The following is a 15749-nucleotide window of genomic DNA, read 5'->3' on the forward strand; positions in this document are numbered from 1 at the left end:
AAGATTATTTAGATTGCAAATTTTGCAACAATTCTATATTTATTTAAGAATCTCTACGTTTTCTTCCAAATCCACCAGATTTTCTGTCTCCAGAACTTCTTGGTCTTTCAGATGAAGAACGTCTGTTTGATTTGTCAGCATTTCTTCCTCCACCATCACTTTTTCTTGCAGAACCTCCTTCAGAACTTCTTCTTCTTCCAAAACCACCCTCTTTTTTACCAAATGATTTTTTTCCTCCTCTTCTTCCTCCTCCAGAACGTTCTTTTTTAGTAACTTCTACATTTACTGAACGCCCTTCAAAATCTGGCTGATTTGCAGCAAAAGCATCTAAAGTTTTATCTTCAAAATTCTTATCAATTTCAAAGAAAGAAAAAGTATCTAAAATATCGATAGCACCAATTTCTATTTTATCACCAATATTTTGATCGTTAATTAAACCAATCAATTTACCAGGATTTAATTCGTCTTTTCTACCAATGTTAATAAAGAAACGAGTCATATTATCTGCAGTAGATCTAGTTCTTGAAGTTTCTCTACCTAAATCATTTAAATCTTTAGAGTTTTCATAGTATGCAAGCATTGTATTGAATTCTAAAGACACGAATTTTTTAATTAATTCTTCTCTGTCTAAATCTATTAATTTCTCGTAAATACTTGGTAAAAACTCCTCCATTTCAGATTCGTTAACGGCTGTATTTTTAACTTTATCAATTAAATTAATTAATTGGTTTTCAACAATTTCTTTTCCAGTTGGCACTTTACCTTCTGTAAATTTTTGTTTTATAATACGTTCTATAACACGTAATTTACCTTTTTCTTTTCCGTTAACTAACGCAATTGAAATCCCTAAATTTCCAGCTCTACCAGTTCTACCACTTCTGTGTGTGTAGTTTTCTATCTGATCTGGTAATTTATGGTTGATAACGTGTGTTAATTCAGTAACATCCAAACCACGAGCAGCAACATCTGTAGCTACTAAAATCTGAATTGTTTTTTTACGGAATTTACCCATTACAGAATCTCTTTGTCCTTGAGATAAATCTCCATGCAAAGCATCTGCACTATAACCATCTTTAATTAAATTGTCTGCAACTTCTTGTGTTTCTCTTCGAGTTCTACAAAAAATAATTGCATAAATATCAGGATTTAAATCCGCGATTCTTTTTAAAGCTGGGTAACGTGTTCTTTCTGTAACCGAATAATATTCGTGACTTACATTCTCTGAACCTGAATTTTTTTCACCAGAAGTTACTTCAACTGGTTTGTGCATGTAATTTCTTGCAATTGCTTCTACTTCTTTAGGAAAAGTTGCAGAAAACAATAAAGTTTGCTTGGTATCTGGAGTTGCCTCTAAAACCTTATCTAATTCTTCTTTAAAGCCCATGTTTAACATTTCATCAGCTTCGTCTAAGACTAACCATTGAACGTTTCCTAACTTTAAAGCTCTTCTATTAATTAAATCTACAGTTCTACCTGGAGTTCCAACTACTATTTGAGATCCTCTTTTTAAAGATTTAATTTGTTGTTCCATACTAGAACCACCATAAACAGTAGTTACTTGTATCTTTTTTTGATATTTACAAAAATCTTCTATGTTTTTACCAATTTGAACTGCAAGTTCTCTTGTTGGTGATAAAATAATAGCTTGTACATTGCTACTATCTCCATCTATAAGTTGTAAAATTGGTAAACTAAAAGCAGCTGTTTTTCCTGTTCCTGTTTGTGCAAAAGCTTTTAAATCGCTTTTAGAAGAAATTATTTGTGGAATTGCTTTTTCTTGAATAACAGTTGGGCTTTCGTACCCTAAATCTGTTAATGCTTTAATAATAGGTTCGTTTAAACCTAACTCTGAAAATGTTGACATTACTGTGTTTTTATTGGATTCACAGAACGCCTCACCTGTAAACCCGTTTATAATTCGGACTGGTTTTAATAGAGTTAACACTCGTTTTTAAAACCGTGCAAAGGTACATTAAATATTGGAGATAAACAGCAATTAAAGAGTTTAATTAGTTTTTGTTCAAATCATTAAGAAAAGGAGTTAAGTTTGTAGAAGAAATTGAAGCATAACCATTTACAACTTTTCCCTTTTTATTCACTAATATAGAACGTGGCATTTTACATGTTAAGAAATCATGTGCAGCACTGTTATTTGCTAAATAAAATTGGTTTTTAATATCTAATTTTTGAATTCTTTTATTTTTATCGCCATCAATTTTAATTTCAATAAATTTAATGTTTGGGTATGTGGTAGATAAATATTGAAATCTTGAAACAATATAAGATTCAGAAACAAATTCTGGACTCCAAAAAAACAAAAAGGTATTTTGATCTTTGATAACATCACTTATAGAATGTTCAGAATTTGCGTAATCTGTAATACTAAATTGTGGTAATTCCTCGTTAATTACAATCGATTGAGAATCATCAATTAAATTAGTTATTAGTTTTTTATCTTTTTCATTCGTTGATAATTTAAAAAACGTATTAAAAGCCTCTAAATTAATCGAACAACTAGATTTGTTATAAAAATGACCAATAACAGTTTGTCTTAAAAAAGCATTTTTAGAGCTTTCTGTACTAACTTTCTCGTTAATTGTGTTTAATAAATCTAAGGTGAATTCTGATGAATATTCACTTTCTAAAGGATTATGTCCTAAAGTAAAAGTTTCATTATATAAGTAATTTCTAATATATCTTGAGTATGGAGGATAATACATTAAAGAATCGTTATCCTTTTTTATTTTTTTTCTGTAATCGTAAAAGGAAGCATCAACTTTAGGTAATTTATTTTCCTCGGTAATTTTTGCATGTATAATCGGGTATTTTTCAATTCTAGAATATATAGGATATGTTAAAGCTATTTTTAGAATTTCATTAAAACCAAAAGTTTCAAAAGAATGTGTTTTAATATACTCATTATATGTAACTAATTTAGTCTTTATTAAAGAGTCTACTTTTAATTTAAAATTTGCAGGCTCTAGTTGGTTGTATTCATAGAATAAATTTCTTTCTTTTTCTGTTTCTAAAAAACAGTCTACCAATATGTTATTTCTTTCTGCTCCTTTACCTGCAAAAACTAAAGATTCATCAAAATCCCAAGTGTTTAATCGTAACATTAAACTGTCTCCAGGTTCTAAATAAATATGCTGATTTTCATTACCATGAGAAAAATAATACAAACCTTCGTTTGCTTTGTTAATTTTACCAATAAATTTATTTGTTGTGTCTAAGAAAAAAGTATCAATAACTTTCTCCATAGAATAAAGAATTACATGATTATTTTTAGGATTTATTATTTTACCACCAAAATACATATCAACATTTTTATCAGTTGAATTGCAGCCAACTAAGATGACTAGAAATAAAATTGGTAATAAAGTAATTACTTTTTTCATCATATGTATATAGCTAAAAGCGTGTACAAATTTAGGTATTCAATGCTGTTACAGCTGTTAATACGTTGTTAAAAATACAAGGTTTCTCAGTTGTAAAGATAGATTTAACTTTTCCTAAAATGCATTTAAATTTGCCCCCAAAAATAGTTATCAAATTTGTACTTTTGCAGAAATTTAAAATACTATTATGTTATCAGTTTCTAATTTATCTGTACAATTTGGTAAACGTGTTTTGTTTGATGAAGTTAGCACGAAATTTCAACAAGGAAATTGTTATGGAATTATTGGCGCAAATGGAGCAGGAAAATCTACTTTATTAAAAATAATATCTGGCAAACAAGACCCAACTTCTGGACAAGTACATCTAGAAAAAGGCAAAAGAATGTCTGTCTTAACACAAGATCATTATGCTTATGATGAGTTTCCTGTATTGGAAACTGTGGTTATGGGTAATAAAGAGTTGTTTAAAATAAAAAAACAAATTGATGCTTTATATGCTGATTATACTGATGAAAATGCAGAAAAGATTGGCGAACTTCAAATAAAATTCGAAGAAATGGATGGCTGGAATGCAGATGCTTCTGCAGCTGCAATGCTATCTAACCTTGGTATTTCAGAAGATTTACATTATACTTTAATGAAAGATTTGGATGGTAAACAAAAAGTACGTGTGTTAATTGCACAAGCACTTTTTGGCAATCCAGATGTTTTAATCATGGATGAACCTACCAACGATTTAGATTTCGAAACCATTGCTTGGTTAGAAAACTTTATAGCAAATTTTGATAACTGTGTAATTGTGGTTTCTCATGATAGACACTTTTTAGATGCAGTTTGTACACATATTTCTGATATAGATTTTGGTAAAATAAACCATTATTCAGGAAACTATACTTTTTGGTATGAATCTAGTCAACTTGCAGCAAAACAAAGAGCACAGCAGAATAAAAAAGCAGAAGATAAAAAGAAGGAATTAGAAGAATTTATTAGAAGATTTTCTGCCAATGTTGCAAAATCAAAACAAGCAACTTCTCGAAAAAAAATGATTGAGAAATTAAATGTAGAAGATATTCAACCTTCAAGCAGACGTTATCCTGCCATTATTTTTGACAGAGATAGAGAAGCTGGAGATCAAATTTTAAATATAGAAGGTTTAAGCAAAGAATTTGAAGGTGAAAAATTATTCGACAACATACACATCAATTTAAATAAAGGTGATAAAGTTGCTATAATTTCTAAGAATTCTAGAGCGATAACAGCTTTTTATCAAATTATAACAGGGAATGATACAGCAGATGCTGGTAAATTTTCATGGGGAGTTACCACAACACAATCGTATTTACCTTTAGATAACTCTTCATTTTTTCAGAATGGTGAATTAAATTTAGTAGATTGGTTAAGACAATATGCGCAAACTGAAGAAGAACGTGAAGAAGTTTTTTTAAGAGGATTTTTAGGGAAAATGATTTTTTCTGGTGAAGAAGCTTTAAAGAAAAGTAATGTGTTGTCTGGAGGAGAAAAAGTACGTTGTATGCTTTCTAGAATGATGATGAAAAGAGCAAACATTTTATTGTTAGATGAACCAACAAATCACTTGGATTTAGAATCGATTCAATCTTTAAATAACTCTTTAATTAATTTTAAAGGAACTGTTTTATTATCTACACACGATCATGAATTTGCACAAACAGTTGCCAATAGAATTATAGAATTAACACCAAAAGGAGCTATTGATAGATACTCAACTTTTGATGATTATTTGTCTGATCCAAAGATTAAAGAATTGCGTGATAAGATGTATGAGTAATTTTTAAATGATACAAATTTCAAGAATTACCTAAATCATCAATTATAAATTAATGCTTAAGATAACTTATGTTGAAGTGTTGATTTTTAGATAAGTAACTATTTATAAATAAAAAAGCTATAAAGATTTTTTTAATCTTTATAGCTTTTTTTTATTAGTGATACTCGTTAAATTAGAGTCTTGATTTTTCTTTATTTTTTATTCAAAGGACTGATAATTTTTACATCAGAAAAAGAAATTGCACCTCTCACAACTCCATCAATAGTTTTTTTCAAGGCCTCAATCATTTGCATTTTTAATTGCGATTTATGATAAATTAAACTCACTTCTCTTGCAGGTGGTGGATTTGTAAATTCACGTAAATGACTTTTATCATTATCATTCAAATCTAACGTGTGTAAATAGGGTAGAAGCGTCATTCCTAAACCTTCTTTAGATAATTTTATAAGCGTATCAAAACTGCCACTTTCTAATTGAAAACCTTTTTTATTGTCAATTTTATGAGTTCTACATAAATTGATAACACTATCTTTAAAACAATGGCCATCTTCCAATAAAAGAATATCTTCCATTTCTAACTCGTCAGCAGAAATTTGTTTGTTTTTGTAAAGTCTATGATTTTGTGGAATTAAACCAACAAAAGGTTCATAATATAAAGGACGCTCTTTTATGGCTTCATTCTCTAAAGGAGTTGCTGCAATTCCAGCATCGATATGTCCATCTGTTAATTTTCTAACGATCTCTTCAGTTGTTAATTCTTCAATAATCAACTTTACTTTGGTGTATTTTTTAGTAAAATTTTGCAAGAACATTGGCAATAAAGTAGGCATTATTGTTGGGATAATTCCTAATCTGAACTCACCTCCAATATATCCTTTTTGTTGATGAACAATATCTAAAATTCGATTACTTTCATCTACAATTACTTTACCTTGTTCTACAATTTTTTTACCAACTTCTGTTAATTCGATTGGTTTTTTAGAACGATTAAATATTTTTACACCTAATTCGTCCTCTAATTTTTGAATTTGCATACTCAAAGTAGGTTGAGTTACAAAGCTATGTTCTGCAGCAACCGTAAAGTTTTGGTACTCTGCAACAGATAAAACGTATTTTAATTGGGTTATGGTCATTTAAATAAGAAATTTTGATAAAGATATTAAAACTATCAATTATAATTATAGTTTATGATGATTAATTTCCGCTACTTTTGAGCAATATAAAAATAATATTATGAATAAAAATATTTTAGGCTTAAACAAACAAACTTCAGCAGATTCTGTTGAAAAATTAAACGGATTATTAGCAAACTTTCAAATTTATTATCAAAATTTAAGAGGTTTGCATTGGAATATAAAAGGAAAAAATTTCTTTGAATTACATGTAAAGTTTGAGGAATTATACACAGATTCTCAAGTTAAGATTGATGAAATTGCAGAACGAATTTTAACTCTACAAGGAAAACCATTGCACACGTTTGCTGATTATATTGAAAATTCTTCTGTGCCTGTAGGTAAAAATATTTCGAATGATGTTGAAGCTGTTGAATTAGTTGTAAGTTCTTTGTCTGAATTATTAGAAATAGAAAGAGTAATTTTAGATTTATCTGATACTTCTGATGATGAAGGGACAAACTCGATGGTTAGTGATTTAATATCAGAACAAGAAAAAACAATCTGGATGTTAAATTCTTGGCTAGGAAAATAATTAAAAAACTATGTTCCTAATTCTGAGCTTATTTCAGAATCTGTGGATTAATTTTACTTAAACTTTTAGGAAGTTAATCAACAATAAAAAACCTATCAGAATAACTTATAATAGTTTTCTGGAAGGTTTTTTTTATAATTGATAAGAATAGCCAACTTCCAAACCTAAAATATTATAACCATCATTTGGTTTTTGAAAATTAAGATTCGAAACATGTCCAAAATTCGTTCCAATATAAATGAATGTTTTTTGGAATATTTGATGCGATAATCCCAAAGAAAAGTTTTCAATAAACGTAAAACCCTTTGCTAAACGTTCAGTTCTTGTATCAATATAAGAAAACCCCAAGCTAATTGTTCCTTGCAAATCTAATGTATTGGTAAGTTTCAATTTTGATGCAAAACCAAATTCCAAACCATACAAACTCATATTTTTTGGTTGCGTAAATTCTGCAATTTTTTCTTCAATATTTTCTTGATCTGGAGTTACATACCATTTGTTCAATAATTGATGTTTCAAAAACTGAACCTGAGGTTGCACAATCAATTCAAAATCAACATTTTTCCAATTTCCTAAATTGTAAAAAACTTGAAATTTATAAGTGTTAGTGGAGTAGGTATAATCTACGTCATCAAAAGCCAAATTTTCATTAGTTCCGTAATTAAAAAGAACACCAATTTTAATCGGTTTTAAAATTGGTGTTTTTTTATCTTGACACAATGCCAAGTATGTATTTAATAATAAACAAAGAATGAAAAATTTTAGTTTCATTTTTTTATGTTAACTAAACATTTTAGCTACAACTTCAGCCTTTCTGTTTTCAGAATAATCATAAAAACCTTCACCAGATTTTACACCTAATTTCCCAGCATTTACCATATTTACTAACAATGGACAAGGAGCATATTTTGGATTTTTAAAACCATCATACATCACTTGTAAAATCGATAAACAGACATCCAAACCAATAAAATCTGCCAATTGCAAAGGTCCCATTGGGTGAGCCATTCCTAATTTCATCACAGTATCAATTTCAGCAACACCAGCAACACCATTATATAAAGTTTCAATCGATTCGTTAATCATTGGCATTAAAATTCGGTTTGCCACAAACCCAGGATAATCGTTTACTTCCACAGGAATTTTACCAATTTTCTTTGAAAGTTCTACAATTACATTGGTTATTTCATCAGTAGTATTATAGCCTCTAATAATTTCTACCAACTTCATAATTGGCACAGGATTCATAAAATGCATTCCAATAACTTTTTCAGGTCTGCTAGTAACTCCTGCAATTTGCGTTATAGAAATGGATGATGTATTTGTAGCCAAAATTGTTTTTTCGTCACAAACTTCATCTAATTCTTTAAAAATTTTTGCTTTTAAAACAGCATTTTCAGTGGCTGCTTCTACCACCAAATCCATATTGGCAACACCTTTACTAATTTTTGTAAACGTAGTAATATTGTTTAAAGTTTTTGTTTTATCAGCTTCAGAAATCTTTTCTTTTGCCAACATTCTATCCAAATTTTTTGTGATTGTTGCCAACCCTTTTTGCAATGCAACATCAGAAATATCAATTAAATGTACCTTATAATTAAATTGAGCAAATGTGTGCGCAATTCCATTTCCCATAGTTCCAGCACCAATTACAGCTATATTTTTCATCAATAATAAAATTTTTAATTAAGTTGAATTATTTATTTTTTTTGTCGTTTTTACGGGCTTTCATTACTCGCTTTTTTGTGAAAAACAAAAAGAGCTCAAACATGCCATTCAATCCCTAACGCAATTATTTAGTAGTCAATTGCTATATTTTAAAATCTTCTTCTTTTTTAAAACAGTCAATTACCCATTGAGCAATTCTTAAAGCTTCAGTTCCATTACTTAAAGTAACAATAGGATTTGTATTATTAATAATAGCATCAGCAAAAGTTTCCAATTCATTTAAAATGGCATTGCTTTCTAAAACTTCAGGACTTTCAAAATAAATTTGTTTCTTTAAACCTTCATCATTTTGAAGAATCATCGCAAATTCATCAGGAGTTTCTGGAGCATCTTGAATTCTTACAATTTCTGCTTCTTTGCTTAAAAAGTTTACAGAAATATAAGCATCCTTCTGAAAAAAACGTGTTTTACGCATGTTTTTCATAGAAATTCTACTCGCAGTTAAATTCGCAACACAACCATTTTCGAACTCAATTCTTGCATTGGCAATATCTGGAGTTTCAGAAATTACAGAAATACCACTTGCATGTACATTTTTAACTTTAGATTTTACAACCGATAATATAATGTCTATATCATGAATCATTAAATCTAAAACCACAGGCACATCTGTTCCTCTTGGATTAAATTCTGCCAATCTATGCGTTTCAATAAACATTGGATTTTTAATTAAATCTTTGGCAGCAATAAAAGCAGGGTTAAACCTTTCTACATGACCAACTTGTCCTTGAACATGATATTGGCTTGCCAAGGTTTTAATAGCTTCTGCCTCTAAAACAGTTTTTGCAATTGGCTTTTCTACAAAAATATGGCATCCTTTTTCAATGGCTTTTTTAGCACAATCAAAATGAGACAAAGTAGGTGTAACAATATCTACAACTTCAACAGCATCAATTAAATCGTCTATAGAATCAAATAATTTGTAACCAAATTCCTTAGCCACTTTTTCTGCATTTTCTGTAAATGGATCATAAAAACCAACTAATTCGTATTTTTTAGATTCTTTTAATAAACGAAGATGAATTTTACCTAAATGACCTGCACCTAAAACTCCTACTTTTAACATATATGGTTGTTTTTGTTATTTACGAATACTAAAATTTAAACTCATTTACAGTCAATTTTTCTTGCTAAAAATATATACAGCAACTATATTCGTAAAAACGTTATTTTTGAGTTTTCTGAAAATAAAATCAGACGAAAACAAAGATACAATTTTATAAGAATTTAAATCAATTTATTACTAACTTTAGAGTCTTGAAACCAAACCAGATTTGAAAGATACATCAAAACATTTAGGACTTAGAAATCAATTAGCTACAGTTTTAAAAGCAAAAGGAATCACTGATAAAAATGTGTTGAATGCTGTTCGCAAAATTCCACGTCATTTATTTATAGACTCTAGTTTCGAATCTCATGCTTACCAAGACAAGGCTTTTCCGATTGCTGCAGAGCAAACCATTTCTCAACCTTATACAGTTGCTTTCCAGTCGCAAACTCTAGAAATAGAAAAAGGCGATAAAGTGCTAGAAATTGGCACAGGTTCTGGTTATCAAACAGCAGTTTTGTTAGAGTTAAAAGCAGAAGTATATTCCATAGAAAGGCAACATGAGTTGTTTAAAAAAACGTCTTTATTTTTACCAAAATTAGGTTATAAACCTAAGAAATTTATTTTTGGTGATGGTTATAAAGGTTTACCAGAAAAAGCTCCTTTCGATAAAATTATAGTTACAGCTGGAGCTCCTTTTGTTCCAAAACCATTATTAAGTCAGTTAAAAGTAGGAGGTATGTTGTTAATTCCTGTTGGAGATGAATCGCAAATTATGACGTTATTCATTAGAAAATCTCAAAAAGAATTTGAAAAACACGAATTAGGTGATTTTGCTTTTGTGCCAATGTTAGAGGAAAGAAATTAATTTTCTTTTATTACTTTTCCTGTAGAACCGTCTTTAGAAGGTAAAAGTGTGTATTTATAATTAGCCTGTAGCGTATCTACAGATCTATGTGAAACAAAAATAATTGTAGTTTCACTTTCATTTACCAATTTATTAATTAACGTTACAATTGTTGCTGTGCCTTGATTATCTAAGTTAATCATAGGTTCGTCTAAAATTAATAATGGTGGATGTTTAATAATGGCTCTTGCAATTAAAACAAGTCTCTGTGTAACTGTAGATATATTTTGAAAAAGTGTGTTTTTCTCTTTTTCTAAACCTAATAATTTTAACCAATCTTCAGCTAATTTTTCTTGAAGGGAAGTTGGCTTTTTATAAAGACCAATACTATCAAAAAAACCAGAAATTATCATTTGTTTTAAAGTTACCTCAGTTTTAAATAAGATTAACATTGCAGGATTAAAATAACCTATTTTCTCTTTTATTTCCCAGACACTTTCTCCAGAACCTTTTTTATTTCCAAACAAATAAACTTCTTGTCCGTAAGCTTTTACGTTATTGCCATAAATCATGGAAATAATAGTGGTTTTCCCAGAACCATTAGGGCCAATTAATTGCCAAAATTCGTTTTTATGAATGGTCCAATTTATATTTTTTAAAATATAATTATCATCATAATTTACAGATACATTTTCTAATTTAATTAATTGATTAGGAATGTTTGTGTATTTTGTAATTGCTTCTGGAACTTCACCATTAAAAACAATATCTTGTTCTTTAAAATTGTAATTTGTGATAGGTATTTGTGAATTAATTTGATCATTTTTTATTTCTAAAACATGAGAAATTATAGGTAATATTTCTTCTCTTCTGTTAAAAATTTGAATGAAAATAATTTGCGAAGACAAGCTTATAAGCCTTTCTTTTAACGAAGAAACTGCAGAAGTATCTAAACTTTCGAAAGGACAATCTAAAACTAAAAAAGAAGGTTTTTGATCAATTAAATAATTGAGAACTATTTTTTTTTGTTCACCACTAGAAAAAGAACGAATACTTCTGTTTTCTGGTGTTTTTATAGTTTTAGTATTGTGTCTATCTTCTTTATCAATAATTTTTTCTAAAATAGTATCAGAAAATAAAAGGCCAGTTTTGTTTTTTAAAATAGGTAAAGAATGTTTATCATTTAAAAGATTATGAATCAATTCACTTTTAACAGAAAGTGTTCCTTTTTTAATTGCAAAATGGATGTTACCCATAAAAATTTTATTGAAGATATTATAGAATATAAACTATTCTGCTCTTTCCCAATAAGCAGTTTTACCAAATAAAGCAACTCCAATATAACCTCTTAATTTTAGTTTGTTAGGTTCTACTAATTTGATATAACATTTGTACACTTTTCCATTTCTTGGATCTAAAATTTCTCCTCCAGACTATTCATCATCATCATCTTTTTCTAAACCAGTAAGAATATCCAAACCAAGAACTGGTTTGTCTTTTTTCTCTCCCTCACAAGCTGTGCATAAAGCATCTCTTTTTTCATCATTCATAATTTCAGCTACTTTAGCAAACGCTTTACCGTCTTTTTCATAGACTTTAATAACACAGTCAATTTCGCCAGTTTTTTTATTTTTGGAATTCCAATTTCCGAAAATGGTTTGCGCATTTATAGAAAATGTAAGAGTAAGAAGCACTAAAGTTAAAAACGTTTTTTTCATAATTTTTTAGGTTTTAAGAAGACTTCTAAAAAGTGAAATCCAAAATTAATTATTTTATAATTCTTTAATATAATTATAATGTTGCCTCAAAATAATTATCCCATTTACCTTGAACTCTCATAACTTGTTCAATAATATCTCTTACACAACCTTCGCCACCTTTTTTATAAGAAATGTATTTAGAAATTTGCTGAACTTCTGGAACTGCATCATTTGGGCAAGATGCCAAACCAACTTTTTGCATTACAGGAATGTCTGGAATATCATCACCCATATATAAAACATTTTCTGGTTTTAAATTGTATTTTTCTACCAACTCATTATATTGTTTTATTTTATCATGAGCACCTAAATAAATGTCTAAAATACCCAAAGCAGCTAATCTACTTTTTACAGCTTTATTAGTTCCTCCAGAAATAATACAAACTTTAAAACCTTTATTTAAAGCTATTTTCATGGCATAGCCATCTTTTACATTCATGTGTCTTACCAATTCACCATCAGGCATTATGGTTAACATTCCGTTTGTCAAAACACCATCAACATCAAAAATAAAAGTGTTAATTTTTGGCAATAATTGTTTGTAACTAATTTCCATTTTGGATAGATTTTGTCAAAATTTTATAAATTTTTTGTTGATTTTTATCCAACAAATTTAAGTGATTTTTTATTGTTTTTTTATCATTTCTAATTGCTGGACCCGTTTGTGCATCCTTTGGTGATAATTTTTCAATCTTTAAAACCGTTTCTTTGATTAAAGGTTGTAGAATTTCAAAAGGAACATTATTAGTGTTACAAATATCGTTCCCAATTTTAAATAAATGATTTGTAAAGTTATTTACAAAAACAGCAGCAACATGCAATGTTTTACGCTGCTCAGAACTTATTGTATATATTTTTTGTCCTATTGATTTTGCTAGAAACTCCAAAAGTTGATAATCTTCCTTGTTTTCTGCTTCTAAGCAAAAAGGGATTTCATTAAAATCGACTTTTTTATCTTTAGAAAAAGTTTGCAACATATAAAAAACACCTTTTCTATGGCTGTTTTTTAAATCGTTCATGGCAACACTTCCAGAAGTATGTACTACAAAATCATTTTTAATTTTTGAGGATACTTCAGCAATAGCATCGTCAGAAACAGCAATAATTGTAATACTGGCTTTTGGAATAGTTGTTAACGTTCTAGAACTGATTTGAGTAACAGCAATCTCATCAACATTTAAAAAAGCATTATATAAATGAGTAGCAACATTTCCTTTGCCAACAATTAAAACAGATTTCATAATAGCGAAGATATTAAAATTTTATAGAAAGATACATTTGGTTTTCTTAATTTAGCAATCATAAATTTTTATATGAAAGATTCAAAGAAATTAGGAATAGATACAATTTGCACGCATGTTGGCGAAGTAAAAGACGAGCAATTTAAGGGAGCAATTTCTCCTATATATATGTCCACTTCGTATGCTTTTGATGGTGTTGATACAAAACGTTATCCACGTTATTTTAACACGCCAAATCAGGAAATGCTATGTAAAAAAATAGCGGCTTTAGAAAAAACTGAAAATGCGTTAATTTTTGGTTCAGGAATGGCTGCCATTAGTACAACTTTATTGGCTTTTTTGCATAAAGGAGATCATATTATTTTACAGCAAACTTTGTATGGAGGAACCTACAATTTTGTGGTAGAAGAGTTTGATAAATTCGGGATAGAATATTCGTTTACAGATAGTTTAGCGATTGAAGATTTTGAGAAAAAAATTCAGAAAAACACGAAAGTTATTTATATTGAAACGCCTTCAAATCCTTTATTAACGATTACAGATATGAAAGCAGTTTCTAAATTGGCGAAATCAAAAGAAATTGTTACGATGATTGATAATACTTTTGCATCGCCAATAAATCAAACACCTGTAGATTTCGGAATTGATATTATGATTCATTCTGCTACTAAATATATGGGAGGTCATTCAGATATTTTAGCTGGAGCAATTGCAGGGAGTAACGAACATATTTTAAAAATATGGAATGTTGCTAAAAATTTAGGAGGAAGTTTAAGCGATTTTACAGTTTGGATGTTGGAAAGAAGTTTAAAGACGATGAATCTTCGTGTTAAAAAACAAAGTAAAAATGCGCTAAAAATGGCCAAAAATTTGGCTACAAACCCTGATGTGTATCATGTTTACTATCCTGGTTTAAAAGGACATCCTGATTATAAGCTAGCAAAAAAACAGATGAAAAACTTTGGAGGGATGTTGTCTTTTGAATTACAAGAAGGTATAGATCCAATGAAGTTTCAAAATAGTTTAAAATTGATAAAATCATCTATGAGTTTGGCTGGTGTAGAAAGTACTTTATTGAGTCCTGCACTTACATCTCATGCATTATTAGGTGCTGAAGAAAGAGCAAATCAAGGTATTAAAGATGGCTTAATTCGCTTTTCTGTAGGAATTGAAAACACGAAAGATTTAATTGCGGATATTGAGAAAGCTATAAAAAAAGCAAAAAAATGAAATTAGATATATTAGTGTTTGGTGCACATCCTGATGATGCAGAATTAGGTTGTGGAGCAACCATAGCCAAAGAAATTTCATTAGGCAAAAAAGTAGGAATTGTAGATTTAACTAGAGGCGAATTAGGTACTCGTGGTTATGCAGATTTAAGAGATATCGAAGCTGCCAATGCCGCAAAAATATTAGGCGTTTCTGTTCGTGAAAATTTACGTTTTGCAGATGGTTTTTTTACAAATGATAAAAAACATCAATTAGAAGTCATTAAAATGATTCGTAAATATCAACCAGAAATTGTGTTGTGCAATGCTACTGATGATAGACATATTGATCATTCTAGAGGAAGTAAATTAGTTTCTGATGCTTGTTTTTTAAGTGGATTGTTAAAAATTGAAACTTTGCTAGGAGAGAAGCCACAAGAAAAATGGCGACCAAAACAAGTATATCATTATATTCAATGGAAAAATATTGAGCCAGATTTTGTGGTTGATGTTACAGGTTTTATTGATATTAAAGAAAAATCAATTATGGCATATGGCTCACAATTCTTTAATAGTAACAGTTTAGAACCAGAAACACCCATAACTAGTAAAAATTTTATAGATAGCGTTAATTATAGAGCAAGAGATTTAGGAAGATTAATTGGAGTTGATTTTGCAGAAGGCTATACATCAGAACGTTATGTTGCTGTTGAAAATTTTGATAAATTAATTTGATTTTTTTCTTTTTAAAAAGAGAAAAAGAATTATATTTGCAATCGAAAATTACATGGTGGTTGTAGCTCAGTTGGTTAGAGCGTCGGTTTGTGGTACCGAAAGTCGTGGGTTCGAGCCCCATCTTCCACCCAAAAATTTTTAATTGAAAAAGCTTACTGAAAAGTAAGCTTTTTTTTATTTTAAGTGAATGTCAAGTATTGAATATTTTTTTCTTTGAAAATATTTTTATAAAAAAATCTTTTTTTGATTTATTGTATTTAAAACTCGATT

At 29.1% G+C, this 15749-nt stretch carries 14 protein-coding genes, 1 tRNA gene and 1 pseudogene; 6 read left to right on the top strand and 10 right to left on the bottom strand.

Going from position 1 to position 15749, the window contains the following annotated elements:
* Nucleotides 1-43: 43 nt before the first annotated feature.
* Both LPB03_RS02635 and LPB03_RS02640 read right to left on the bottom strand, forming a co-directional pair.
* Nucleotides 44-1864, bottom strand: a complete 1821-nt coding sequence (locus tag LPB03_RS02635; protein WP_065318012.1) for a DEAD/DEAH box helicase — start codon at nucleotides 1862-1864, stop codon at nucleotides 44-46.
* Between the two features lie 145 nt (nucleotides 1865-2009).
* A complete protein-coding gene (locus LPB03_RS02640; protein WP_065318011.1) occupies nucleotides 2010-3401 on the bottom strand; it encodes a TlpA family protein disulfide reductase in 1392 nt (463 codons plus the stop codon).
* Between the two features lie 184 nt (nucleotides 3402-3585).
* Between LPB03_RS02640 and LPB03_RS02645 the strand changes: the two genes are divergently transcribed.
* A complete protein-coding gene (locus LPB03_RS02645; protein ID WP_065318010.1) occupies nucleotides 3586-5205 on the top strand; it encodes an ABC-F family ATP-binding cassette domain-containing protein in 1620 nt (539 codons plus the stop codon).
* A 191-nt stretch (nucleotides 5206-5396) separates the two neighbouring features.
* Here the strand turns inward: LPB03_RS02645 and LPB03_RS02650 are convergent, their stop codons facing one another.
* Nucleotides 5397-6338 carry a hydrogen peroxide-inducible genes activator gene (locus tag LPB03_RS02650; RefSeq protein WP_065318009.1) on the bottom strand — a complete coding sequence of 314 codons (942 nt, stop codon included), beginning with the start codon at nucleotides 6336-6338 and terminating at the stop codon, nucleotides 5397-5399.
* Nucleotides 6339-6438: 100 nt separating this feature from the next.
* Here LPB03_RS02650 and LPB03_RS02655 point away from each other — a divergent pair, with 100 nt between their 5' ends.
* Nucleotides 6439-6912 (top strand): Dps family protein, encoded by a 474-nt coding sequence (locus LPB03_RS02655; protein WP_065318008.1) that lies wholly within the window; start codon nucleotides 6439-6441, stop codon nucleotides 6910-6912.
* A 132-nt stretch (nucleotides 6913-7044) separates the two neighbouring features.
* On the opposite strand, the gene LPB03_RS16815 is transcribed toward LPB03_RS02655, so the two are convergent.
* From LPB03_RS16815 to LPB03_RS02670, 3 genes are all read right to left on the bottom strand, one after another.
* Nucleotides 7045-7683, bottom strand: coding sequence for an acyloxyacyl hydrolase (locus tag LPB03_RS16815; RefSeq protein WP_083186964.1), 639 nt, complete (start codon nucleotides 7681-7683; stop codon nucleotides 7045-7047).
* Nucleotides 7684-7692: 9 nt separating this feature from the next.
* Nucleotides 7693-8580 carry a 3-hydroxybutyryl-CoA dehydrogenase gene (locus tag LPB03_RS02665; RefSeq protein WP_065318007.1) on the bottom strand — a complete coding sequence of 296 codons (888 nt, stop codon included), beginning with the start codon at nucleotides 8578-8580 and terminating at the stop codon, nucleotides 7693-7695.
* Between the two features lie 142 nt (nucleotides 8581-8722).
* Nucleotides 8723-9706 (bottom strand): Gfo/Idh/MocA family oxidoreductase, encoded by a 984-nt coding sequence (locus tag LPB03_RS02670; RefSeq protein ID WP_065318006.1) that lies wholly within the window; start codon nucleotides 9704-9706, stop codon nucleotides 8723-8725.
* Nucleotides 9707-9914: 208 nt separating this feature from the next.
* Between LPB03_RS02670 and LPB03_RS02675 the strand changes: the two genes are divergently transcribed.
* Nucleotides 9915-10556: a protein-L-isoaspartate(D-aspartate) O-methyltransferase gene (locus LPB03_RS02675; protein ID WP_065318005.1), complete on the top strand. Its 642-nt coding sequence runs from the start codon at nucleotides 9915-9917 to the stop codon at nucleotides 10554-10556.
* On the opposite strand, the gene LPB03_RS02680 is transcribed toward LPB03_RS02675, so the two are convergent.
* From LPB03_RS02680 to LPB03_RS02695, 4 genes and pseudogenes are all read right to left on the bottom strand, one after another.
* Nucleotides 10553-11791 (bottom strand): ATP-binding cassette domain-containing protein, encoded by a 1239-nt coding sequence (locus LPB03_RS02680; RefSeq protein ID WP_065318004.1) that lies wholly within the window; start codon nucleotides 11789-11791, stop codon nucleotides 10553-10555. The two genes, LPB03_RS02675 and LPB03_RS02680, sit on opposite strands and share 4 nt — an antisense overlap.
* Nucleotides 11792-11824: 33 nt before the next feature.
* Nucleotides 11825-12253, bottom strand: a pseudogene (locus LPB03_RS02685) (DUF2147 domain-containing protein).
* 73 nt (nucleotides 12254-12326) lie between these two features.
* Nucleotides 12327-12851 carry a KdsC family phosphatase gene (locus LPB03_RS02690; RefSeq protein WP_065318003.1) on the bottom strand — a complete coding sequence of 175 codons (525 nt, stop codon included), beginning with the start codon at nucleotides 12849-12851 and terminating at the stop codon, nucleotides 12327-12329.
* The gene (locus LPB03_RS02695) at nucleotides 12841-13536 is read right to left on the bottom strand and encodes a Rossmann-like and DUF2520 domain-containing protein (protein ID WP_065318002.1); all 696 of its coding nucleotides are present in this window, start codon (nucleotides 13534-13536) and stop codon (nucleotides 12841-12843) included. The genes LPB03_RS02690 and LPB03_RS02695 overlap by 11 nt, the downstream gene beginning before the upstream one ends.
* A gap of 72 nt (nucleotides 13537-13608) precedes the next feature.
* Here LPB03_RS02695 and LPB03_RS02700 point away from each other — a divergent pair, with 72 nt between their 5' ends.
* From LPB03_RS02700 to LPB03_RS02710, 3 genes are all read left to right on the top strand, one after another.
* Entirely contained in the window at nucleotides 13609-14766 is a 1158-nt protein-coding gene (locus LPB03_RS02700; protein ID WP_065318001.1) for a trans-sulfuration enzyme family protein, read from the top strand.
* Nucleotides 14763-15479, top strand: coding sequence for a bacillithiol biosynthesis deacetylase BshB1 (bshB1, locus tag LPB03_RS02705; RefSeq protein WP_065318000.1), 717 nt, complete (start codon nucleotides 14763-14765; stop codon nucleotides 15477-15479). The genes LPB03_RS02700 and bshB1 overlap by 4 nt, the downstream gene beginning before the upstream one ends.
* Nucleotides 15480-15533: 54 nt before the next feature.
* Nucleotides 15534-15609: transfer RNA gene (locus LPB03_RS02710), tRNA-His, on the top strand.
* Nucleotides 15610-15749 lie beyond the last annotated feature (140 nt).

The sequence above is a fragment of the Polaribacter vadi genome (assembly GCF_001761365.1).
GTDB classification, from domain to species: domain Bacteria; phylum Bacteroidota; class Bacteroidia; order Flavobacteriales; family Flavobacteriaceae; genus Polaribacter; species Polaribacter vadi.